The 20,555-nt window shown below is 51.4% G+C and carries 18 protein-coding genes; 11 read left to right on the top strand and 7 right to left on the bottom strand.

What is annotated here, in order from left to right; genetic code table 11:
* The first annotated feature begins 17 nt into the window (after positions 1–17).
* Entirely contained in the window at positions 18–908 is an 891-nt protein-coding gene (locus MRBLPE1_RS12445; protein WP_364145685.1) for a sugar phosphate isomerase/epimerase family protein, read from the top strand.
* Between the two features lie 161 nt (positions 909–1,069).
* The gene (locus MRBLPE1_RS12450; RefSeq protein ID WP_364145687.1) at positions 1,070–1,408 is read left to right on the top strand and encodes a hypothetical protein; all 339 of its coding nucleotides are present in this window, start codon (positions 1,070–1,072) and stop codon (positions 1,406–1,408) included.
* 1,664 nt (positions 1,409–3,072) lie between these two features.
* Here MRBLPE1_RS12450 and MRBLPE1_RS12455 read toward each other — a convergent pair.
* The 4 genes from MRBLPE1_RS12455 to MRBLPE1_RS12470 are packed head-to-tail and all read right to left on the bottom strand — an operon-like array spanning position 3,073 to position 7,237.
* Positions 3,073–4,443 (bottom strand): LLM class flavin-dependent oxidoreductase, encoded by a 1,371-nt coding sequence (locus MRBLPE1_RS12455; protein ID WP_364145689.1) that lies wholly within the window; start codon positions 4,441–4,443, stop codon positions 3,073–3,075.
* Between the two features lie 15 nt (positions 4,444–4,458).
* Positions 4,459–5,295, bottom strand: coding sequence for an ABC transporter permease (locus MRBLPE1_RS12460; protein WP_364145691.1), 837 nt, complete (start codon positions 5,293–5,295; stop codon positions 4,459–4,461).
* Complete coding sequence (locus MRBLPE1_RS12465; protein ID WP_364145693.1) at positions 5,288–6,166, bottom strand: ABC transporter ATP-binding protein; 879 nt, start codon at positions 6,164–6,166, stop codon at positions 5,288–5,290. Before MRBLPE1_RS12465 ends, MRBLPE1_RS12460 begins: the two co-directional genes overlap by 8 nt.
* Positions 6,167–6,190: 24 nt before the next feature.
* Positions 6,191–7,237: an ABC transporter substrate-binding protein gene (locus MRBLPE1_RS12470; protein ID WP_364145695.1), complete on the bottom strand. Its 1,047-nt coding sequence runs from the start codon at positions 7,235–7,237 to the stop codon at positions 6,191–6,193.
* Positions 7,238–7,414: 177 nt separating this feature from the next.
* Between MRBLPE1_RS12470 and MRBLPE1_RS12475 the strand changes: the two genes are divergently transcribed.
* The 5 genes from MRBLPE1_RS12475 to MRBLPE1_RS12495 all read left to right on the top strand — a co-directional run bounded on the left by MRBLPE1_RS12475 (position 7,415) and on the right by MRBLPE1_RS12495 (position 13,633).
* Positions 7,415–8,635 carry a helix-turn-helix domain-containing protein gene (locus MRBLPE1_RS12475; protein WP_364145697.1) on the top strand — a complete coding sequence of 407 codons (1,221 nt, stop codon included), beginning with the start codon at positions 7,415–7,417 and terminating at the stop codon, positions 8,633–8,635.
* 736 nt (positions 8,636–9,371) lie between these two features.
* On the top strand, positions 9,372–11,021 hold the full coding sequence (locus MRBLPE1_RS12480; protein WP_364145699.1) for a methyl-accepting chemotaxis protein: 1,650 nt from the start codon (positions 9,372–9,374) through the stop codon (positions 11,019–11,021).
* Positions 11,022–11,176: 155 nt separating this feature from the next.
* Entirely contained in the window at positions 11,177–12,109 is a 933-nt protein-coding gene (locus MRBLPE1_RS12485; RefSeq protein ID WP_364145701.1) for a manganese-dependent inorganic pyrophosphatase, read from the top strand.
* Positions 12,110–12,242: 133 nt separating this feature from the next.
* The gene (locus MRBLPE1_RS12490) at positions 12,243–12,539 is read left to right on the top strand and encodes a DUF6509 family protein (protein WP_364145702.1); all 297 of its coding nucleotides are present in this window, start codon (positions 12,243–12,245) and stop codon (positions 12,537–12,539) included.
* Positions 12,540–12,670: 131 nt separating this feature from the next.
* The gene (locus MRBLPE1_RS12495) at positions 12,671–13,633 is read left to right on the top strand and encodes a phosphotransferase family protein (protein ID WP_364145704.1); all 963 of its coding nucleotides are present in this window, start codon (positions 12,671–12,673) and stop codon (positions 13,631–13,633) included.
* A gap of 38 nt (positions 13,634–13,671) precedes the next feature.
* Here MRBLPE1_RS12495 and MRBLPE1_RS12500 read toward each other — a convergent pair whose 3' ends face one another.
* On the bottom strand, positions 13,672–13,983 hold the full coding sequence (locus MRBLPE1_RS12500) for a hypothetical protein (protein ID WP_364145706.1): 312 nt from the start codon (positions 13,981–13,983) through the stop codon (positions 13,672–13,674).
* A 166-nt stretch (positions 13,984–14,149) separates the two neighbouring features.
* On the opposite strand from MRBLPE1_RS12500, the gene MRBLPE1_RS12505 reads away from it, so the two are divergent.
* From MRBLPE1_RS12505 to MRBLPE1_RS12520, 4 genes are all read left to right on the top strand, one after another.
* Entirely contained in the window at positions 14,150–15,361 is a 1,212-nt protein-coding gene (locus MRBLPE1_RS12505) for an ornithine--oxo-acid transaminase (protein ID WP_364145708.1), read from the top strand.
* Positions 15,362–15,366: 5 nt separating this feature from the next.
* Complete coding sequence (gene rocF, locus MRBLPE1_RS12510; RefSeq protein WP_364145709.1) at positions 15,367–16,269, top strand: arginase; 903 nt, start codon at positions 15,367–15,369, stop codon at positions 16,267–16,269.
* 38 nt (positions 16,270–16,307) lie between these two features.
* Positions 16,308–17,855: an L-glutamate gamma-semialdehyde dehydrogenase gene (gene pruA / locus MRBLPE1_RS12515; protein WP_364145711.1), complete on the top strand. Its 1,548-nt coding sequence runs from the start codon at positions 16,308–16,310 to the stop codon at positions 17,853–17,855.
* Positions 17,856–18,125: 270 nt separating this feature from the next.
* Positions 18,126–19,610, top strand: coding sequence for an amidase family protein (locus tag MRBLPE1_RS12520; protein WP_364145712.1), 1,485 nt, complete (start codon positions 18,126–18,128; stop codon positions 19,608–19,610).
* 84 nt (positions 19,611–19,694) lie between these two features.
* Here MRBLPE1_RS12520 and MRBLPE1_RS12525 read toward each other — a convergent pair whose 3' ends face one another.
* Positions 19,695–20,339, bottom strand: coding sequence for a metal-dependent hydrolase (locus tag MRBLPE1_RS12525; protein ID WP_364145714.1), 645 nt, complete (start codon positions 20,337–20,339; stop codon positions 19,695–19,697).
* A gap of 48 nt (positions 20,340–20,387) precedes the next feature.
* Positions 20,388–20,549 (bottom strand): hypothetical protein, encoded by a 162-nt coding sequence (locus MRBLPE1_RS12530; protein WP_364145716.1) that lies wholly within the window; start codon positions 20,547–20,549, stop codon positions 20,388–20,390.
* Positions 20,550–20,555 lie beyond the last annotated feature (6 nt).

Genomic DNA, 20,555 nt, shown 5'->3' on the forward strand with positions numbered 1-20,555 from the left:
GGAGGAGCGATGCGGGTATGACTTTGCCTATCATAACGAATAAAATTGGCGTAATCGTGGATAGCTTTCAGGTTGGCGTGAAGGAAGGCTTGCTGAAAGCACAGCAGGTCGGCGCGGATGGCGTGCAAATGTACGCGGTGCATGGTGAGCTTGATCCCGCTAACCTCTCGGCGGCAGCGAGAAAGGAATGGAAAGCCTATATCGACGGGCTTGGCCTCGATATTTCTGCTTTGGTCGGCGACTTGGGCGGCCACGGTTTTCAGGACCCTGCCCAAAACCGCGAAAAGATCGATAAGTCAAAGCGGATCATGGAGCTCGGCATGGAGCTTGGAACAAATATTATTACGACGCATATCGGGATTGTACCTAGCGACAAAAACGGCCGTGTATACGAGACGATGCATATGGCCTGCGAGGAGCTGGCGCGGTTCGCGAAAGACATGAATGGTTATTTTGCCATCGAGACAGGCCCGGAGACCTCGGCGCATTTAAAATCATTCCTTGACGGACTCGGCACCAAGGGCGTTGCCGTGAACTTCGATCCGGCCAATATGGTCATGGTGACAGGCGATGATCCCGTACAGGGCGTTTATATGCTGAAGGATTATATCGTTCATACGCATGCCAAGGACGGCTTGAAGCTTGGGCCTATCGATCCGCGCGACGTTTACGGAGACTATGGGTACGAGGTTACGCTGGATCATGAGCAAATCGCCGTAATGGCCGAATCGGGCTCGGCATTCCGCGAGGTTCCGCTCGGCGAAGGCGGCGTTGACTGGCCTGCGTACCTGAAGGCGCTGCAAGAAATCAGCTACACCGGCTATTTGACGATCGAACGCGAGGTCGGCACGAATCCGGAGGCGGATATTAGCAAGGCTGTTCAGTTTTTGAAGGGTTTTAGGGCGTAAGAGAGAGTCATAGGATAGGAAATATAAAAAGCTGCAGGTAGTATACAAAAAACCTCCGAATCTTCTGTTGGAAGATTCCGGAGGTTTTTTGTATGCTATGAGCGTAGGCTGTTTAAGTGTGTGGAAGCCAATTAAATAGTAAGTTGCGAAGGGGATTTCTGATGCGAAAAAACCGTTTGATAGCTTGGTTTGGAGCAGTAAGTTGGGGTGTTTTGGCTCTTACTATTCTTACTTTTGCTATTGAATCTAACCATATTGTCACAGATAGAATAACACCAAGCTTGAAGCTGCTCATTGTATGTTTGATCATCGCCTTGGTTGTCTGTTTTCTATTATCCTCTTTAGGGGCTGGTATGGCCATCAAGCAATATAAGCGGAAGTTTGTTGTTAAATCTAGATTCCGTTACCTATTTCTATTGAATCCTTCTTATGCAGCTGTCTTTCTGGGACTACAGGTCTTTTATCTAGTTGCTGCATTTCAAGCGAAGATGGGGATTTGAAGTGCAATCTCATAAAAAGAAGGTCCCAATAAGGCCTTATGTAGCCATATTTGTCTTATGAGTCACCTTCTTCGTTTTGTCAGCGGCTTTGGTTGTTTCATTCGTGCTCCCATCATGCTGCGGACGCTGAGTATTTAACTTTTCAGCTCAGGGCGTTAGCTACATTGTAGAAAGTACAACAGAAACCTTACAGGGGACTTTACTGGAGAAGCTGCGTTGCAGAAAGTACAGCAGAAATAGCCTTCAACCCGGAAAACTGCGCGGATTCGAAGATTCTGTTGTACTAACTGCATCGTAGGCTGGATAGCGGTGCTGCAGAACGATTTCTGATGCACAAACTACACTGTAGCTAATAATGTGGAGGCTGCTGCTTAATAATCGTAGCGTCCCAGCTCCGGGCATGAGTTACACATAACGGTAAGAGGGATAGTGTTGGAGTAAGATCGCGAACTGTCACTGCCACACAAACTACACTGCAGAAAGTACAACAGAAACCTTACATGGGACTTTACTGGAGAAGCTACGCTGCATAAAGTACAGCAGAAATAGCCTTCAACCCGGAAAACTGCGCGGATTCGAATATTCTGTTGTACTAACTGCATCGTAGGCTGGATAGCGGTGCTGCAGAACGATTTCTGTTGCACAAACTACACTGTAGCTGAGAATGCTGAGGCTTTAGCTTAATTATCGCAGCGTCCCAGCTCCGAGCATTAGCTACACATAACGGTAAGAGGGATAGTGTTGGAGTAAGATCGCGAACTGTCACTGCCATACAAACTACACTGCAGAAAGTACAACAGAAACCTTACATGGGACTTTACTGGAGAAGCTACGCTGCACAACGATTTCTGTTGCACAAACTACACTGTAGCTGAGAATGCTGAGGCTTTAGCTTAATTATCGCAGCATCCCAGCTCCGGGCATGAGCTACACATAACGGTAAGAGGGATAGTGTTGGAGTAAGATCGCGAATTGTCACTGCCATACAAACAGCACTGCAGAAAGTACAACAGAAACCTTACATGGGACTTTACTGGAGAAGCTACGTTGCAGAAAGTACATCAGAAATAGCCTTCAACTCGGAAAACTGTGCGGATTCGAAGATTCTGTTGTACTAACTGCATCGTAGGCTGGATAGCGGTACTGCACAACGATTTCTGTTGCGCAAACTACACTGTAGCTGAGAATGCTGAGGCTTTAGCTTAATTATCGCAGCATCCCAGCACCGGGCATGAGCTACTCATAACGGTAAGAGGGATAGTGTTGGAGTAAGATCGCGAACTGTCACTGCCATACAAACAACACTGCAGAAAGTACAACAGAAACCTTACATGGGACTTTACTGGAGAAGCTACGCTGCATAAAGTACAACAGAAATAGCCTTCGACCCGGAAAACTGCGCGGATTCGAAGATTCTGTTGTACTAACTGCATCGTAGGCTGGATTGCGGTGCTGCAGAACGATTTCTGTTGCGTAAACTACACTGTAGTTGATAATACGGAGGCTGCTGCGTATTTTCACTCGACAAATGTGTGCCGCGTTCGCGGCACACATTTGTCGAGTAGCATCTAGCGTTAGATGTCAGCGTCGGGCGTAACGGCGGCGTTTCTGCTCAGCCAGCTCATACCCGCGTTGGCTTCAAGGCTAGCTGGCGGCAAGCTGCTTTATGAGTTTGCAGCCACCGCTGCTCCAGCCGCGCCGGAGGTCGAAGCAGCCGAGTATGGATTAACCGGCCGCTTCAGCCCGAAATGCTCGCGAAGCGTATGGCCGTCGTATTCCGTCCGGAACAAACCGCGTCGCTGCAGCTCAGGAATGACCTGCTCCGCAAACTCCTCAAGACCCGCCGGCAGATAAGGAGGCATAACGTTAAAACCGTCGCTGCCGCCGTTTACGAACCATTCCTCGAGCTGGTCAGCGATTTGCACAGCCGTTCCCGCGAAGGTACGGTGCCCGCGTCCGCCTGCAAGGCGGTGAAGCAGTTGACGAATCGTCAAATCCTCGCGCGTCGCCAAATCAACGACTAACTGAAAACGGCTTTTGTTTCCGTTTATTTCTTCAAGACGCGGCAGCTCAGGGAGCTTGCCGTCGAGCGGATAGGTGAATAAATCGACGTTCAGCATATTGGACAGCTGGGTCAATCCGTAATCAATGACCGTCAGCTCGTTTAGTTCCTGTTCTTTTTCCTTTGCTTCCGACTCGGTGCGGCCGATGATCGGGCATATGCCGGGCAGGATCAGCAGCTGCTCCGGCGAGCGTCCGTATTTGGCCAAGCGTGCTTTGACGTCGGAATAGAAAAGCTGCGCGTCCTCCAGCGTTTGCTGCGCGGTGAAGATCGCTTCCGCATATTGCGCGGCGAACTCCTTGCCGTCCTCGGAGGAGCCGGCTTGCACGAGCACGGGATAGCCCTGCGGCGATCTCGGAATGTTAAGCGGTCCGCGAACCTTGAAGGAGTCGCCTACATGGTTAATGCTGCGAACTTTATGATGGTCGGCAAAGGTTCCCGATTCACGATCAATAACGAGGGCGTCATCCTCCCAGCTGTCCCATAAGCCGGTCGTTACTTGCAGGAATTCATTCGCTCGCTCGTAACGCTTGCCGTGTTCCAAATGGGAGTCCTTGTTGAAATTGTTCGCCTCGACCGCGCTTCCAGAGGTGACGATATTCCAGCCTGCCCTGCCTTTGCTGATATGATCGAGCGAAGCGAATTTGCGCGCAACATGAAACGGTTCATTGTAGGTGGTCGACACGGTACCGATAAGTCCGATGCGCTTGGTCACCGAGGCTAGCGCGGACAATAGCGTAAATGGCTCAAGCCCGACAAAAGCGCCATGCTTGATATTGTTGTTGATAGCGAGCCCGTCGGCCAGAAAAAGCGAATCGAATTTCGCGGCCTCAGCCGTTTTGGCCAGCCGTGCAAAATACTCGATATCCGTGATATGCTGCGGCTCCGTTCCTTGATGCCTCCAAGCTGCCTCGTGATGCCCCGCGTTCATAATAAATAAATTCAAATGCAGCTGCCTCTTAGATTGACTCATATTGATCGCACCCTTCTATTCGCTATAGGTTTGTTTCCATCTCGTCAAACGTTTCTCCAATGCTACCAACAAATAATTCACAACCACGCCTATGAAGGAAATCGTTATAATGCCTGCATACATGCTCGGAATTTGAAAATTAAATTGCGCGTATTGAATGAAGTAGCCAAGTCCGGATTGCGCACCGACCATCTCAGCAGCGACCAGTACCAAGATGGAGCTGGCACCTGCTTGGCGAATACCGACAAAGATCGTTGGCAGCGCAGCGGGGATGATGACCTTGTAAAATAAACGGATCGAGGTCAAGCCCATCGACCGCGCCGACTTGATCAAGAGCGGATCAACGTTTTTGACGCCGCTGACGGTGTTGAGCAGAAGCGGGAAGGAGCACGCATACAGGACGATGGCGATTTTAGAGGTTTCACCAAGGCCCAGCAGCAGGATGAAGACAGGGAGCAGCGCCAGGACGGCTGTATTCCGCATAAGCTCCAGCAAAGGGTTCAAATATTCCGCAACCGGCTTCCACCAGCCGATCGCCAGGCCAAGCGGTATGCTGATGGCGATTGCAAGCAGGAAGCCGCCTCCAGATCTGAGCAGGCTGGCTGTCAAATGCTCCGCGAGATCCCCGGAAATGAACAGCTGCCACCACGCTTGAAGCACTTCTGTAAGCGGAGGAAAGAACGTGACGTTAACAAGCCCGATTCGAGGGGCAATTTCCCAAAATACAAGCAGCGATACGATAACGATCGAGAATTTGAACGCTTTCCGCAGTTTGGCCAAAGTCCAATCCACGGCTTCCGTAGTTTTGTTCTCGCGTAAAATAACTGTTTCCCCTATGCTTCCGTTAGCCATCGCCGGCCACCTCTTTCAAAGTAGATTTACCGTTAGAGAAGCTGTTTAAGGTTTTTGTCTTTTCCTGTTCCTGAGCCCTGCTTACCTCATCCTTGAGCAGATCCCAAATTTCATGGCGAAGCTTTACGAATTCAGGCTTGGCGCGTAAATCCTCTTCGCTTGTGCGGGCCTCGAAGGGGATCGTAATTATTTTTTTGATTCGCCCGGGCCGCGAGGTCATTACAGCCACCCGCTGTCCCAAATAAACAGCTTCTTCTATGCCATGCGTGATGAAAATAATTGTTTTTTTCGTGGCTTCCCAGATGCGGAGCAGCTCACTCTGAAGCGTTTCCCGCGTTTGGGCATCCAGCGCAGCGAACGGTTCATCCATAAGCAGTACCTCAGGATCATAGGCAAGGCTTCTGGCAATGGCGACCCGCTGCTTCATGCCGCCGGAAAGCTCATGCGGATAACGGTTTTCAAAGCCGGCAAGGCCGACCAAAGCGATATGCTGCTGAGCGATTTCACGGCGCTCCTTACGGGCAACGCCTTTGGCTTCCAAGCCGAACTCGACATTCTCGAGCGTCGTTTTCCAAGGGAACAAAGCATACTGCTGGAACACGATTCCCCTGTCTAAATTGGGTCCGGTAATGGCTTTGTTATCGAGCAGGATCTGGCCGCTGTTAGGCTTCGTTAAGCCGGCAAGCAGATCTAGCAGGGTGGATTTGCCGCAGCCGCTTGGCCCTACGATAACCATGAATTCCCCCTGCTTCACATCCAGATTGATGTCCTGCAGAGCGGAGATCGGCTGCGTGTTTTCGGCGAGATGGCCTAGATTCCTTTTGATGCGAAAAGATTTTTGAACATGCTGAATGCTAATTTTGGCTGTCATGCGCAATCACTCCCTTGGAATGGATTATTTGCTTTCATTCAGGTAAGGACTGAATTCATTCGTATACAGATCCGCTGCTTTAACTTGCCCCTTCTTAAGCGAGCCTTCCGCCTCGAACCAATTAATCCAAGTATCGAATTCCTTATCGGATATCAGGCCGCCTTTGCCGGCGACGCCTGTGCTGCGCCAATATTTGACGGACGAAGCGTCTTCTTTCCTGCCGCGCTTATTAATGATGGATTCATAGCGGGCTACGACCTCTTCGGTCGGCGTAACGCGCGCCCATTCAATGGCTTTGGCTGTCGCTTCGACAAATAATCGCGTGGCATTCGGATTCTTCTTTATGAATTTATTGGAAAGCACGTAGCTGCCTGCGCTGAAAACGCCAAATAGATCGGTATCTTTGAATAAGGGATGAATGCCGCCGCGCTCCAATGCTTTATCACGAAGTATTCCGCCAAGCGAAGCGATGTCAATCTGCTTATCGCGCAGCGCCTGTTCAGTTGAGACAGGAGGTACGACGACGAGCGTCACTTGTTTGATTTCATCCAGCGTAAGCCCGGCGCGGTACAGGTATTCTTTAATGACGGCCTCATGATGCCCGCCCAGCGTGTTCATGCCTACTTTTTTGCCGATTAAATCCCTAGCTGTCTTGATAGGGCTGTCGTCCAGCGCGTAATAGCCGGTCCAGGTGCTCTCGTCTGAGCCGTAATAAGCGAGAACAGAGGTAATCTCGGCTTTGGCGGCGATCAACTTAACGATAGCCCCGTTAAATGCGCCGCCGAAGTCGGTGTCTCCCGTTACGACCGACTGAATATCCTGGGGACCGCTTATGGTGTTGCCGATATATTTCAGCTTTAGGGGCGCCAAATAACCTAGATCCTCGGCCAGCTCAGGAAAGGAAACCGAGCCGGTCCAGCCCTGATAACGGAGCTCGGATACCTCGGGCTGCCCTTCGCCGGCTGCGCTGGCCGGAGCAGCTTCTTCTTTGCCGCATGCGGAAAGCAGAACAGCGGAAGCTAAGAGCAGGATGAGCGCGAGATGAATGGTCTTTTTTAATGATACTTTCATTGGATAAACCTCCCTTTAATAATAAACCTCAAAATCCTATAGACTTACTGTGAATTAATTCCTATAATTGACTATATGATCCATCCAAGCAAGTTGTCAATGAAATGACGATGAATGACCATGAATGGCAATGAATGACGATGAAGGCTTTGGAATGGCAGAGAAGGAGAGATTTCAATGATCGAGAAGCGATTAAATCTACTCTCTATACACGAGGCAATCGACATGCTCGGCGTCAGCCGCTCTACGTTCGATAGATGGCGCAAGCAGAAATGTCTGCCCTTCACCAAATTGGGAAAAGAAATATTAATCGATAAAGCGGAATTAGAACGATGGATCAAGCAGCATTCCTCGGGGATTCCGCAGCCGGCGCTATCCGTGTCAGAGGCAGCGGCTCATATGAATTTCCATCCGTCCCGGACGATAACGATAGGTTACCAAAGCGGCTACGCGCATGTATGGACCGCTGCGATTATGAAGAAGCTCGGTTGGTTCGAAGAGGAGCTGGAGCGAATTTTGCCCGATCGAATCGGAGACGTGAGGTGGGTTGATGCCGCCAATGGGCCAGAGCTCGTTAAGGGAATGATCGGCGGGCATGTTCAAATCGCTTCGCTGGGGGATTACCCGATCGCGCTCAGCAGCTCGTTTGCGCAGCTGCTGCCCGCATTCCAATCCGTGCTTCTCGCCTTCGACGGCAAGTCATTCCGCGGGCACGGCATTTCGCTAGTCGTGAGCAAAGGGATCCACATTCGGGAGGTATCCGATATATCCAAGCTCAAGATGCGCACCGTTGCCCAGTCCAGCTCCGGCTATCGCTTATCGAAGCTCCTCAGCGCAGTCGGCGGCACTCCGAGTCAAATTATGCATCAGGACATGGATACGACGATGGCGGGCATTGTCCGCAGTCAAGTGGAGTGCAGCATGTTGGTGGAGCCTTACCTCAGTCTGGTACAGTATCACGGTACGGGGCAGGTGTTGTTTCAAGAGGAGCTTGGAGATGACTATCTGACCGGTATTGTGGCGGAAGAGAGCTGGGCCAGCGAGAACCGGGAGGTTGTCGTTGCCTACCTAAAAGCCCATCTTCGCGTGCACGAGCTTCTGCGCAAGGAGCCTGCGCAAGCGGCTAAGATCATCGCGCAAATGAAAGGCATGCCTGTTGCGCTGGTCACTCGCGTCATGAAGAAGGTGAGATGGGACTCCGCCTTGTACGAGAAGGATATCAGCACGCTTAAGCTGCTGAAGCAAGAGAATGCCCGGCTGGAAGGCGGACTGTTTGTTCGCAACGAAGAAATTAAGTACGACGCGGATTATTTGGAAGAAGCCATTCAGGCTTTGAAGCTGCCGCTGCCGAATGCACGCTTGCTTGCCGGCGAATGGGAGCTTGAGCAGATCTATTAGAAGTATTTTGCAAGGGAAGCTGTCTTGGAAGGCGTTGTGCCTAGTCAAGACAGCTTTTTTTGTATGCCGAGGCTTAATCTTCGGAACCAACACCTGCACCAGCAGAGCTTGGAAGCGTACTGTTCAATATACGTATTCTGGTTGTCATCAATCCTGATCATCCTTAGAAAATTCCACAAACTTCTAAATGGCTAACATTGCAGAAAGTACAATAGAATCCTTACAGGACAACCAGCTTGAGGTTCTACGCTGCAGAAATGCAGCAGAAATAGCCGTATTAACGATAAAAGGATTCTGTTATGGGGTTTCTATTGCAGAAACTACAATGCAGTGCGAAATGTGGACTTGCTATAGAAAATGCGCTGTATAAACTGCACTGCAATATCTTGAGGGGAAGCAGCATGCCACGTTCAAAGCTGAGACGGAGACGCGAAGTTTGGGTGAGATGCTAAGCGATGACGAAAATGTACGGTGCGCTAAGGCTAAGGTTGGCCAATATAGAATTTATAGAAATGAATGAGCCATAAAATAAATGGTCTTATCCCGTTAATCGTTTTGACAGAGCAAAATTTACTATTTTTACAAACTAGCAGTAGAACAGATGCAGTCGAATCTTGTAAAATAGTGTCAAAGTCTGTTTTTTATTCGGGAAGGGGAATTTTAGTTGAATCGCTTGTTAACGAGAATGGTATTATTTTTCTCCAGTTTAATTTTGCTTGCAGGAGTCATACTCGGTATGACTATTTACCGATCGTCGACGGGGTTGGTTGAAACGTCACTGGGTGCACAGGCGCAGCTAGTTGCCGAGAATGCGGCGAAGCTGGTGAATTTGAAGGCTTATTCCGAGCTCAGCACAGCTGTTGTGGAGACAGAATATTATACGAAGCTCCGAGGACAGCTTAATGAACTGCGAGAAATGAACGGATTGAAATATTTATATACGCTGGCTAAGACGGAGAAGGACGGCAAGCCCGTTTATTATTATGTCGTTGACGGTGCTCCCGAGGACGTTGATCCAGAGGATTTCTCGGCGTTTGGCGATCCCGAGGAAAATGACTATCCGGGCATGGTCCAAGCCTTCGCTGAAGGCACACCTCAAATTGGAGAATTAACGAATGATGCCGAATACGGGGCAACGATTACGGCGTATGTGCCCTTAAAGAACGAGGCCGGCGAGCTGCTTGGCGTGGTGGGCGCTGATTTTGACGCAACCAAGGTCTATGCGCTAATGGACGAGAACCGCAAGGCGGCCCTCTATGTGACAAGCGCGATTATTGCAGCAGGCATCGTACTCGTCTTTTTGCTGGCCAGCTATTTGACGCGGCCGCTGCTTCAGCTAACCTCACAGGTTGCCAGGGTTAGGGAGGGCGACATGACGGTTGCCATAAAGACAAGCCGAAAGGATGAAATCGGACACCTGGCCCATACGTTCGATCAGCTGGTTACGAATACCTGGACAGTCATTAGGAGCATGCGGGACAATTCGGAGCGGCTGCTCCAAACCTCGGAAGGGGTATCGAGCCATGCACGAAGCACGACGGAGGCGAGCCGTCTGATAGCAGCCAGCATTCGGGAAGCATCAGGCGGGGCTAATACACAGGTTATAAGGGCGGCGGATATGACCAAGGCCGTCGAGGGGATGACGCACAGCATGCTGCGGATTACGGAATCGTCTGCGATTGTGTCGGATGTCGCGCAGGAGACGATGGAGCAAACCGAACGCGGCAATGAGTTAATCGTTCATGCGATGGCGGAAATGGAGTCTATCCACCACACGGCAGCGCAAATGCTGGCAGCAACAAAGCGCTTGGAAAGCCGTTCGGGTGAGATCGGAGAAATTACGAATGTGATGGCAGGCATTGCGAAGCAAACGAACTTGCTTGCCTTAAACGCGGCTATCGAAGCCTCGCATGCGGGAGAGAACGGCAAAGGATTCGCTGTCGTAGCGGAGGAGGTGCGCAAGCTGGCGACCCAATCCCAAGCTTCGGCAACTCAGATCGGCGAGCTGATCTCGGCGATTTTGGAGCAAACGACGCAGTTGTCTTCCGATATGGAGACGAACACGCAGAAGGTAGAGTCAGGGCTTCATCTTGTGAAGGATGCGGGAGCGGCATTCCAGTCGATCGTGACGGGACTGGAGCAAGTGAACGTACAGCTGCAGGAGGTGTCTGCGGCCTCGGAAGAGGTATCCGCCGAATCAGAGGAAGTGGCGGCATCGGTTGAGGAGATGGAGCGGATTTCGCGGCAGGCTGCTCAGCATTTCGAAGGAATCGCGATTAACTCCGGCGCGCAGATCGTTTCTATGGATGAGGTTAGCTCTTCGGCTGAGCTGATTCGTTCAATGTCTGACGAGCTGACATCGCTGAATAAGCGTTTTATAGTCTAGCGGATCATTATTCACAAATTTTATAATTTAATCCGGTGTAAAGGTATAGGAATAAGGAACACTTAAAGTTATAATGGTTTTTAGTATATAATCAATAAAAGGATGCTAACGACTGTTAGGCTCATCCGACAAATAACCTTTAAGGAGTACTCGAAATGACTAAAACGCTTATTTTCGGGCACAAAAACCCGGATACCGACACAATTACATCAGCTATTGCTTACGCTGAGCTGAAAACAAAGCTAGGTGCTGACGTTGAGGCGATTCGCCTTGGAGACGTTAACGGCGAAACGCAATACGCACTTGATTATTTCGGCATCGCGGCACCTCGTTTGATCGAGAACGTGGCTGACGAGACGGATACTGTTATTTTGGTTGACCATAACGAACGCCAGCAAAGCGCGAACGATATCGATAGAGTACAAGTGCTTGAAGTTATCGACCACCACCGCATTGCTAATTTTGAGACAAGCGCTCCGCTTTACTTCCGCGCTGAGCCTGTAGGCTGCACAGCGACGATTTTGAATAAATTGTACAAAGAGAACGGCGTAGAAATCCGTAAAGAAATTGCCGGCCTTATGCTGTCTGCAATCATTTCCGATTCCTTGCTCTTCAAATCGCCGACTTGCACGGACCAAGACGTGGCAGCGGCTCGCGAGCTTGCTGAAATCGCAGGCGTTAACGCAGAAAGCTATGGACTGGACATGCTTAAAGCAGGCGCGGACCTCAGCGACAAAACGATCGCCCAGCTGATCTCCCTTGATGCGAAAGAATTCTCGATGGGCAGCTACAAAGTAGAAATCGCGCAAGTAAACGCGGTGGATACAAACGATGTTATTTCCCGCCAAGCTGAGCTGGAAGCAGCTCTTAACGATATTATCGCAACGAAAGGCCTCGACCTTTTCTTGCTGGTAGTAACGGATATTCTTAACAATGATTCCGTTGCTCTTGCGCTCGGCGCGCAAGCTTCGGCTGTTGAGAAAGCTTACAACGTAACTCTATCCGATAACAAAGCGTTATTGAAGGGCGTTGTATCCCGTAAATCGCAAATCGTACCTGTTCTTACAGAAACGCTAAGCAGCCTGTAAGAAACGGAGCGGCTGGTACCGTTCGTCAACAAAAAAACAGCAGTCTGAAGCTTGTTTTTCAAGTTTCGGACTGCTTTTGTTTTGTTTAGTTTAGTTTTGTTTTGTTATACTCGAAAGAGAAGGAGCGGATCAAATGTTTACTATAACCGAGTACAGCGCTGAATTAATGAAGGATCCTTTTGGCATTTTGAGCGGAACGAGGTACGAATTCATACTCGATCTGGCTGTAGAAGAGGATGATGAGCTATATCAGGAAGAGGGTGTCACGCTTCGCGTCATTTATGTCATAGACGGGGACACGGCCAAGATCGCCAAATATGAATTTTTGACTACTTCCACGAATAAGTATATTGATTTTGAACTTGAAGAGGAAGAAGAGAAAATGGTGCTGGCGTTCTGCAAAGAGCATTTTGATAAGCCCCAAGAATAAAAGACCGTTCGTTCAATGATTAGCCCGTACATAACGATGAACACAGCTACCGCCAATAGAAATGGCTGCCAGCTCTATTGGCGATAGCTTGCCTTTGCAGCAATAACATCCACAATGGGAGTTGATTTACGATGGAAAGCGCGATGAAGAGGAAGTTCTCGGACCATGAAATGACAGCGATTACAAAGAAAAATTTAGGAAAAGCCGCAGCTTCCGTGAAGGAGTTGACGGACGGCTGGGCTAACGCGGCTTATCAAGTCATTCTGGAGGACGGCGGAGCGGTCATCGTGAAAGCGGCTCCCGCGTCGAATACGAAGATGATGAGCTACGAGCAGGGGCTTATGCAAACGGAGGTAGGCGTTCTGCGGCTTGTGAAGGCGGCCGGTGACTTGCCCGTTCCTGCCGTTTATGCCCATGATGCATCTGAATCGCTTGTCGATTGCGAGTATTTTATTATGGAGATGCTGGAGGGCGAGCCCTACAATAAGGTGAAGGAGGGGCTTACGGAGGACCAGCGAAAGCAAATCGATTATCAGTTAGGCGTATATAACCGCCAATTAAACGAGATCCGCGGGGAACGGTTTGGGTTATACGCGTCTGCCGAGGGGAACTCCTCCTGGAGAGAGGCGTTCCAAAGCTTGCTGCTCGGCGTGCTTGCCGACGGTGAACGCGAGGGGGTTCGCTTGCCGGCGGACTACGACGTGATCCGAACCGAGGCAGCACTTAGATTTGGGGCGCTGGATGAAGTCACGGAACCAAGGCTGATCCACTGGGACTTATGGGACGGCAACGTCTTTATAAAGGACGGGAACATTTCAGGCATTATTGATTTCGAGCGGGCGCTATGGGGCGATCCGCTGATGGAGCATTATTTTAGCCATTTTAATCGGTCAACGGCGTTTCTGGAAGGTTACGGGATAGGGAAGCTTACAGCGGAGCAGCAAAACCGCAGGGCACTCTACGATTTGTATTTGGATCTTATTCTTTGCATAGAGTGCCCGTTCAGGCAATATGAGGATCAAAATCACTTACGGTGGGTGCAAGATAATATGGAGCAGGGCTGGAAGCGTTTTTTGGAGAACAAGAATAGCTAAGCTTGCGGCCGCCGTTTATTTTTGGTAACCTCCATTACTTAGCTAAAGTTGGCATAGAGGATAAACCCGCCAAGAGCGATCACCCAAAGCAGCGGAATCATTGCGATGATGACCGCTGTTTTCATTTTATTGCAGCGGTATAGCACCCAGCTGACGATGATGGACAAAATAAGCGCCACGGGATAAAGCCAGTTGACAATAAAGAGTAAAACAGGCCAAAACACATTGTCGGTGCCGGGATTATCGAACATCATCACGGACATTAACGCCACGAATATCCAAACCAACGTAAAGAGCCCGAACAAAATCTGACTAATAAGCAGAGTGAAAAAAACTTTTTTATTTTTCATGTTGTAAAATCCCCCCGCTATATATTAAAGCAAGCAATTGTTGTTGCACAAGAGAAAATGTTTCTTTCGGGCACTCCCTTGCTCCCTTTTGTTATTTGTCACCCCTTAACCGCATAAAATTTAAAAAACGGCTATTTTTTGCAAGGCATGCAGAAAGGAGCAGGTGATGAATAGGGCACAGAAGGATATTGAGCTGGCAGAGCAATACGGCGCCCATAATTATCATCCCCTGCCGATTGTCATTAGCAGCGCAGAGGGCGTATGGGTGCAGGATCCGGATGGCGCGCGCTATATGGATATGCTTAGCGCTTACTCCGCTTTGAATCAAGGGCATCGCCATCCCCGCATTATCCAAGCGTTAAAGGAGCAGGCAGATAAGGTTACCCTTACGTCGCGCGCCTTTCATAATGAAGCTTTGGGCGTTTTCTGCGAAAAGCTCGCCGCGTATACCGGCAAGGAACGCATTCTCCCAATGAATACGGGGGCAGAGGCGGTCGAGACGGCGATAAAGGCCGTAAGGCGATGGGCGTACAGTGTCAAGCGCATACCGGAGGATCAAGCGGAGATCATCGTTTTTGAAGGGAATTTTCACGGACGGACGCTGACGGTTACCTCGTTCTCCTCCAGCGAGGCTTACCGGCAGGGGTTCGGTCCCTTTACGCCGGGATTTCGGATCGTTCCTTACGGAGATATCGCAGCATTAAAAGCGGCTGTCCAGCCGAATACGGCTGCGATACTGATTGAGCCGATCCAAGGGGAAGCAGGCATACGGATTCCGCCGAATGGATTTCTTGCAGCGGCTGCGAAGCTGTGCGAGGAGCAGCAGCTGCTGCTCGTGGCAGATGAGATCCAAACGGGCTTTGGGCGGACAGGGCGCAAATTTGCTTGCGACTGGGAGAGTGTCGTCCCTGACATCTACATTATGGGCAAGGCCCTCGGCGGAGGAGTGATGCCCGTATCGGCAATCGCAGCGGATGCGGGCATCATGGACGTATTTGACCCGGGCTCGCACGGCTCTACCTTCGGAGGCAACCCGCTGAGCTGCGCCGTTGCCCTCGCATCGCTTCAAGTCATCGAGGAGGAAGAGCTTGCGGACCGCTCGTTCACGCTCGGGAGCTATTTCATGATTAAGCTGGCTATGCTTCGGCATCCGGACATCATTGAAGTTAGGGGACGGGGCCTGTTTATTGCAATCGAGCTGTCCGTGCCTGCAAGGGCCTATTGCGAGAGGCTGATGCTGGCAGGACTGCTTTGTAAGGAGACGCATGAGTTCGTCATCCGCCTGGCGCCTCCGCTCACCATAACGACGGATGAGATCGATTGGGCATTCGAACGGATTCAGGCGGTCTTCCAAAACAATGCTTTGGCAGGGGAGTGACGGCTATGGCCATTCAAGAGGTTGCGATCGTTGCGGTTCCTTTTGGAAAAGGTGCGGGCACACCCGGCGCGGAGCTTGGTCCAGCGCATATTCTGCATGCGGCTGCGCTGGCCGGTAAACTGGCGGAGTTGAATATTCCATACCGGCTGGCCGGAGAAATCAGTCAGGCCTCGCCGTTGCCGCCGCTTAAGTCTGTGAATGCCAAACATTTGTCTGAGGTGCTTGACATGAGCAGCAGGCTGGCGGACCGCATATCGGAAATCGTCGACGAGGGCGCATTCCCGTTGGTTCTTGGCGGCGATCACAGCATCTCGATCGGAACGATTGCGGGACTGGCGGAGCATTATTCGAACTTGGGGGTCATTTGGTTTGATGCCCATTCCGATTTGAATACGGAGGACACCAGTCCTTCCGGCAATATCCATGGCATGTCGCTTGGCATCAGCCTTGGGCGGGGGATCAAGCTGTTAACGAGCCTGAGAGGCATCCTGCCCAAAATAAGACCGGAGCATGTCGCGATTGTTGGCGCGAGATCGCTCGATTCCGGCGAAAAGGCATATATTCGATCGCTGGGCATTACTTGTTATACGATGCATGACATCGACCGGCTGGGCATTGCGCGCGTGATGGAGAAAGTGATGAGACAGATGAAACACACGACGGACGGCGTGCATGTCAGCTTCGATATCGACAGCCTTGATCCGCTTGAAGCGCCGGGCACGGGGACGCCTGTCCGGGGCGGTCTCAGCTATCGCGAAGCCCATCTTGCGCTGGAGCTGTTGTTCCAATCGGATATTGTTACCTCGGCGGAGTTCGTGGAAGTCAATCCAAGCCTCGACCATAATGATCAGACGGCAAAGCTGGCGGTAGAGCTGATCGGTTCGCTGCTTGGCGAGCAGATATTGTAGAAGATGAATCGATACGGATGGATAGGAGGGATAAGCCTATGAGGGAGCCATTTCAGAACGAACCTTTTACCGATTTCAACGTAACCGACAATATCAACGATTTCCAGGAGGCGCTTCGCAAGGTGGAGCTGGAGCTGGGCCGCGAGTATATGCTGAAGATTGGGGTTGACCGAATCGAAACGATACAAAAGCGCAAATCGATTAATCCTTCCAACGTGAAGCAGATCGTGGGGATTGTCTCTCAAGCAGACACGAATTTCGCGCATAAGGCCATGCTCGCGGCTGCTGCTGCTTTTGAGGACTGGAAGAAAGTAGCGCCTCCGGCCAGAGCCAGGGTGTTATACAAGGCGGCAGCTTTGCTGAGACGGCGCAAGCATGAATTCTCTGCATGGCTCGTGTACGAAGCGGGCAAAAGCTGGGCCGAGGCGGACGGGGATACGGCCGAAGCGATCGATTTTCTGGAATTTTACGGTCGGGAAATGGAGCGGCTGTCGGAGCGCCAGCCGCTCGTGCCGTTAACCGGCGAAGATAATGAGCTTGTCTATATTCCGCTCGGAGTGGGCGTCATTATCCCGCCCTGGAACTTTCCGCTTGCTATCCTTGCGGGCATGACGATGGCGGCCGTTGTTGCCGGCAATACCGTGGTGTTGAAGCCTGCCAGCGCTACCGCCGTCATTGCAGCCAAGTTCATCGAGCTGCTGGAAGCTGCGGGACTGCCGGACGGCGTCGTGAACTTCCTGCCGGGAGCGGGCAGCGAGGTGGGCGATTTTCTGGTGGAGCATCCGTTAACCCGTTTTATCTGCTTTACGGGCTCCCGGGAGATCGGTTTGCGCATTAACGAGAAGGCATCCATCAGCCAGCAGGATCAGAGGTGGATCAAACGGATCGTAGCGGAAATGGGCGGCAAGGATACGATAATCGTAGATGAGGATGCGGATCTTGATCTTGCCGCGGATGCGATTACGGCTTCGGCCTTCGGTTATGCCGGCCAGAAATGCTCCGCCTGCTCGCGGGCAGTGGTGCATGAGCTTGTCTATGAAGAGGTTATCGAGAAAGTTGTGGAAAGAACGAAGCAGCTTAAGCTTGGAAAGGCGAACGAGCAAAGCACCGATGTGGGGCCGGTCATTGATGAACGCGCCTATATGAGTATTTTAAAATATATCGAGGTTGGGCGCAGCGAAGGCGTAATCGTGCATGGAGGGACAATCGGGGACAGCAGCGGTTATTTTATTGAGCCGACGATTGTCAGGGATGTGGCCCCTTACGCGCGCATTTCCCAGGAGGAAATATTCGGTCCCGTATTAGCCTTTATCAAGGCCGACAACTTCGATGCGGCGCTTGATATCGCGAACAATACGGAATACGGCTTAACGGGCGCGGTCATCTCACGGAACCGCAGCCGGTTGGAGCAGGCACGCGAGCAATTCCATGTGGGTAATCTATATTTGAACCGGAAGTGCACGGGCGCTTTGGTCGGCGTCCATCCTTTTGGCGGCTTTAATATGTCGGGCACGGATTCGAAAGCAGGCGGACGCGATTACTTGCTGCTCTTCACGCAAGCAAAGGTTGTATCAGAGAGGTTCTAACGGTAGTTCCGAGCGGATTGGGCCAATAAGTCGCCAATCCGTTCGACCCCTCTCGCGACATTCTAATTGAAATGGGACGAGCTGTTGCAGGCCAATACTGTTGAGTGATCGAATTATGGCTTTTTCCCCATTAATTGAAATGTCGGATAAACAAGCGAAGCGCCGATGGAGCCAGCCTGGAAAGTTTGGCTATACTTATTCATTACAGTGACAGGTCTCCCCGCACGGGATAGGATGGGAAGAGAACGAGGCAGGACGGGGGGACAATTAATGAATATAAATAAGAAAAAATGGATAATTGAAGCAGACATTCCGGGCATGCAGGCCGCTATGGAGGAGGGGTGGCTGACCTCGGAAGAACTGGTCGCGCTGTACTTGGAGAGAATCGGCAGCCATGACCCGCTGCTTTGTTCCCTACTGGAAATCAATCCGGAAGCGATGGAGATCGCAAAGGCTCTGGATAAGGAACGGGGCGAGACCGGAAGCCGAGGGAGATTGCATGGCATTCCGATTATGCTCAAGGATAATATCGATACGGGGGATAAGCTCCACACTAGCGCAGGCTCGTTGGCGCTGGCCAACTCATACGCTGCGGAAGATTCTACCGTGGCTGCCAGGCTGCGTGCCGCTGGAGCCGTAATACTTGGGAAAACCAATATGACCGAGTGGGCAAACTTTATGTCTGGGTCGATGTGGGCGGGATACAGCTCCAGAGGGGGGCTGACGCTCAATCCTTACGGACCGGGAGAGCTGTTCATCGGCGGTTCAAGTTCAGGTTCAGCTGCAGCGGTTGCTGCTAATCTGGGGGCGGCCGCAATCGGAACGGAAACCTCCGGCTCGATTATCAGCCCGGCAAGCCAGACAGCGCTGGTGGGCATCAAGCCTACGATGGGGTTAGTCAGCCGAGCGGGCATTATCCCGATTACGAACAGTCAAGACACGGCTGGGCCAATGGCGAGAACGGTAACGGACGCAGCCATTCTCCTTGGAGCGATAGCAGGAGCGGATGAGCGGGACGAAGCAACTGCGGCGGGGGAGAAGCAAGCGCACCGAGACTACACACCTTTCTTGGATGCAAGCGATTTGAAGCAAGCCCGAATCGGGATTCCGCGCTTTTATTATAAAGATTTAGACGAGGAGCGGTTAGCGGTTATCGAACGCGCTATAGCGGACTTGAAGAAATTAGGCGCCGCTATTATTGATCCGGTGGAACTGCCGTGCGAGCAGGTGGATTGGGACTGGCTTGTGCTGCGGTATGAATTCAAAAAATACCTGAATGATTATTTGGCAAAGCTGGATGAATCGGTACCCGTTCATTCGCTGCAGGAGCTGATTGCCTTCAATGAAAGGCATGCTGAAGCCGCTTTGAAATACGGTCAAGGCACACTGGTTTGGTCAGAGGAGACGAGCGGAACGCTGATGGAGCCGGAATACACGGACAGCCTGCGCAGAAATAAAGAGCTGGCCGGATTGCATGGCATTGACGTTGCTTTGGAGTTGCATCGATTGGACGCGCTCCTTTTCCTCGGCAACGAGGGCGGCGATGATCTTGCCGCAAGGGCTGGCTATCCTGTCATCACGGTTCCCGGTGGCTATGCAGAGCAGGGGATCACGTCTCCGGGCGGTTATACAACCAGGGGACCGCTGGGGATTTCCTTTATCGGCACCGCCTTCAGTGAGCCGACGCTAATTAAGCTTGCGTACGGATACGAGCAGGCGACGAAGCATCGGTATCCGCCTTCGGCATTTAGTTAACGGTCGCAGGACCAAAAAAGGCGCAAGCAGAGACCGTCTAGTCTCACGCTTGCGCCTAATTGCTATGCGGTCTGATAGCTCCGCTTACAGCCGGATTTTAAACGATTTTTTCGTCAGCGGATAAAGCCATTTCACGCCGCTCGGCGTAAGGGTATCCGCTACGAGATGGGATAAATAACCGAGCATGGCAACGATTGCGATCCCTTCGAGCTGAAGCTGGTTTTCCAGCCCCCAGCCGATTGCTCCCCAAATCGGAACAGCCCATACCGTATGGGTCATGCCGCGATGCTTCAGCCATGGCACCCAAGCGGCAAACAGCCCGAAGCCGATAAGCCAGTTCATCTGGTAGGAATACCCGGCATACATGACGATAACGCCGACGGCGCTGGCAAGCACATTTCGAATGACGCCTTGTTTGGCGACCAGGCCCAGCAGGAAGACGGCAGCGGCAACGCCGATGTACAAAGGGGACGGCGTGCGGTCGGTGAAAAAATAATAGCAAATGATGCCTGCAAGCAGGAAGCCGGACCAGAGCGTAAGCTCGCGGATAAGTCTGGAAATCTTGCTTAGCTTGGCGCTCAGCATGCTGGGACCGTCGAGATCGGCGCTTAAGGCGGAGAAGCCTGCTACCGCAATGTATATGGCGGCGTTCTCCAAGGTAAAGGGATAATAAACGGAAGCGGCAGCGCCGACGGCGGCTCCAATGGCCAAATGGGTCTTTCCTGTCATAAATCCTCCTGTGACTGACGGTGTCTAGTTGCGAAAATAGGCAGTCTATTATAATTGTTCGCGGTTAACCTGTTCATTGCGTACCATTTGCTCCAGCTTTTCTACGAGACGGTCATGTGACGGGTCTTTTTTGCCGAACCCGAATATCCGCTTCCGGTTTTGCTGCTTAAGCAATTGGAGCAGATAAAGCTTTTCTTTCAGCGTAAACATGTTGGC

It is taken from the genome of Paenibacillus sp. LPE1-1-1.1 (assembly GCF_040676435.1).
Taxonomy (GTDB): Bacteria; Bacillota; Bacilli; order Paenibacillales; family Paenibacillaceae; genus Pristimantibacillus.

Bases quoted from the DNA above. Each gene is read 5' to 3' on its own strand.
- MRBLPE1_RS12520 (WP_364145712.1), top strand. From the start codon at position 18,126: ATGAATATAAATAAGAAAAAATGGATAATTGAAGCAGACATTCCGGGC.
- pruA (WP_364145711.1), top strand. From the start codon at position 16,308: ATGAGGGAGCCATTTCAGAACGAACCTTTTACCGATTTCAACGTAACC.
- MRBLPE1_RS12525 (WP_364145714.1), bottom strand. From the start codon at position 20,339: ATGACAGGAAAGACCCATTTGGCCATTGGAGCCGCCGTCGGCGCTGCC.
- MRBLPE1_RS12445 (WP_364145685.1), top strand. From the start codon at position 18: ATGACTTTGCCTATCATAACGAATAAAATTGGCGTAATCGTGGATAGC.
- MRBLPE1_RS12470 (WP_364145695.1), bottom strand. From the start codon at position 7,237: ATGAAAGTATCATTAAAAAAGACCATTCATCTCGCGCTCATCCTGCTC.
- MRBLPE1_RS12505 (WP_364145708.1), top strand. From the start codon at position 14,150: ATGAATAGGGCACAGAAGGATATTGAGCTGGCAGAGCAATACGGCGCC.
- MRBLPE1_RS12460 (WP_364145691.1), bottom strand. From the start codon at position 5,295: ATGGCTAACGGAAGCATAGGGGAAACAGTTATTTTACGCGAGAACAAA.
- MRBLPE1_RS12450 (WP_364145687.1), top strand. From the start codon at position 1,070: ATGCGAAAAAACCGTTTGATAGCTTGGTTTGGAGCAGTAAGTTGGGGT.
- MRBLPE1_RS12455 (WP_364145689.1), bottom strand. From the start codon at position 4,443: ATGAGTCAATCTAAGAGGCAGCTGCATTTGAATTTATTTATTATGAAC.
- MRBLPE1_RS12485 (WP_364145701.1), top strand. From the start codon at position 11,177: ATGACTAAAACGCTTATTTTCGGGCACAAAAACCCGGATACCGACACA.
- MRBLPE1_RS12465 (WP_364145693.1), bottom strand. From the start codon at position 6,166: ATGACAGCCAAAATTAGCATTCAGCATGTTCAAAAATCTTTTCGCATC.
- MRBLPE1_RS12530 (WP_364145716.1), bottom strand. From the start codon at position 20,549: ATGTTTACGCTGAAAGAAAAGCTTTATCTGCTCCAATTGCTTAAGCAG.
- MRBLPE1_RS12500 (WP_364145706.1), bottom strand. From the start codon at position 13,983: ATGAAAAATAAAAAAGTTTTTTTCACTCTGCTTATTAGTCAGATTTTG.
- MRBLPE1_RS12495 (WP_364145704.1), top strand. From the start codon at position 12,671: ATGGAAAGCGCGATGAAGAGGAAGTTCTCGGACCATGAAATGACAGCG.
- rocF (WP_364145709.1), top strand. From the start codon at position 15,367: ATGGCCATTCAAGAGGTTGCGATCGTTGCGGTTCCTTTTGGAAAAGGT.
- MRBLPE1_RS12480 (WP_364145699.1), top strand. From the start codon at position 9,372: ATGACTATTTACCGATCGTCGACGGGGTTGGTTGAAACGTCACTGGGT.
- MRBLPE1_RS12490 (WP_364145702.1), top strand. From the start codon at position 12,243: ATGTTTACTATAACCGAGTACAGCGCTGAATTAATGAAGGATCCTTTT.
- MRBLPE1_RS12475 (WP_364145697.1), top strand. From the start codon at position 7,415: ATGATCGAGAAGCGATTAAATCTACTCTCTATACACGAGGCAATCGAC.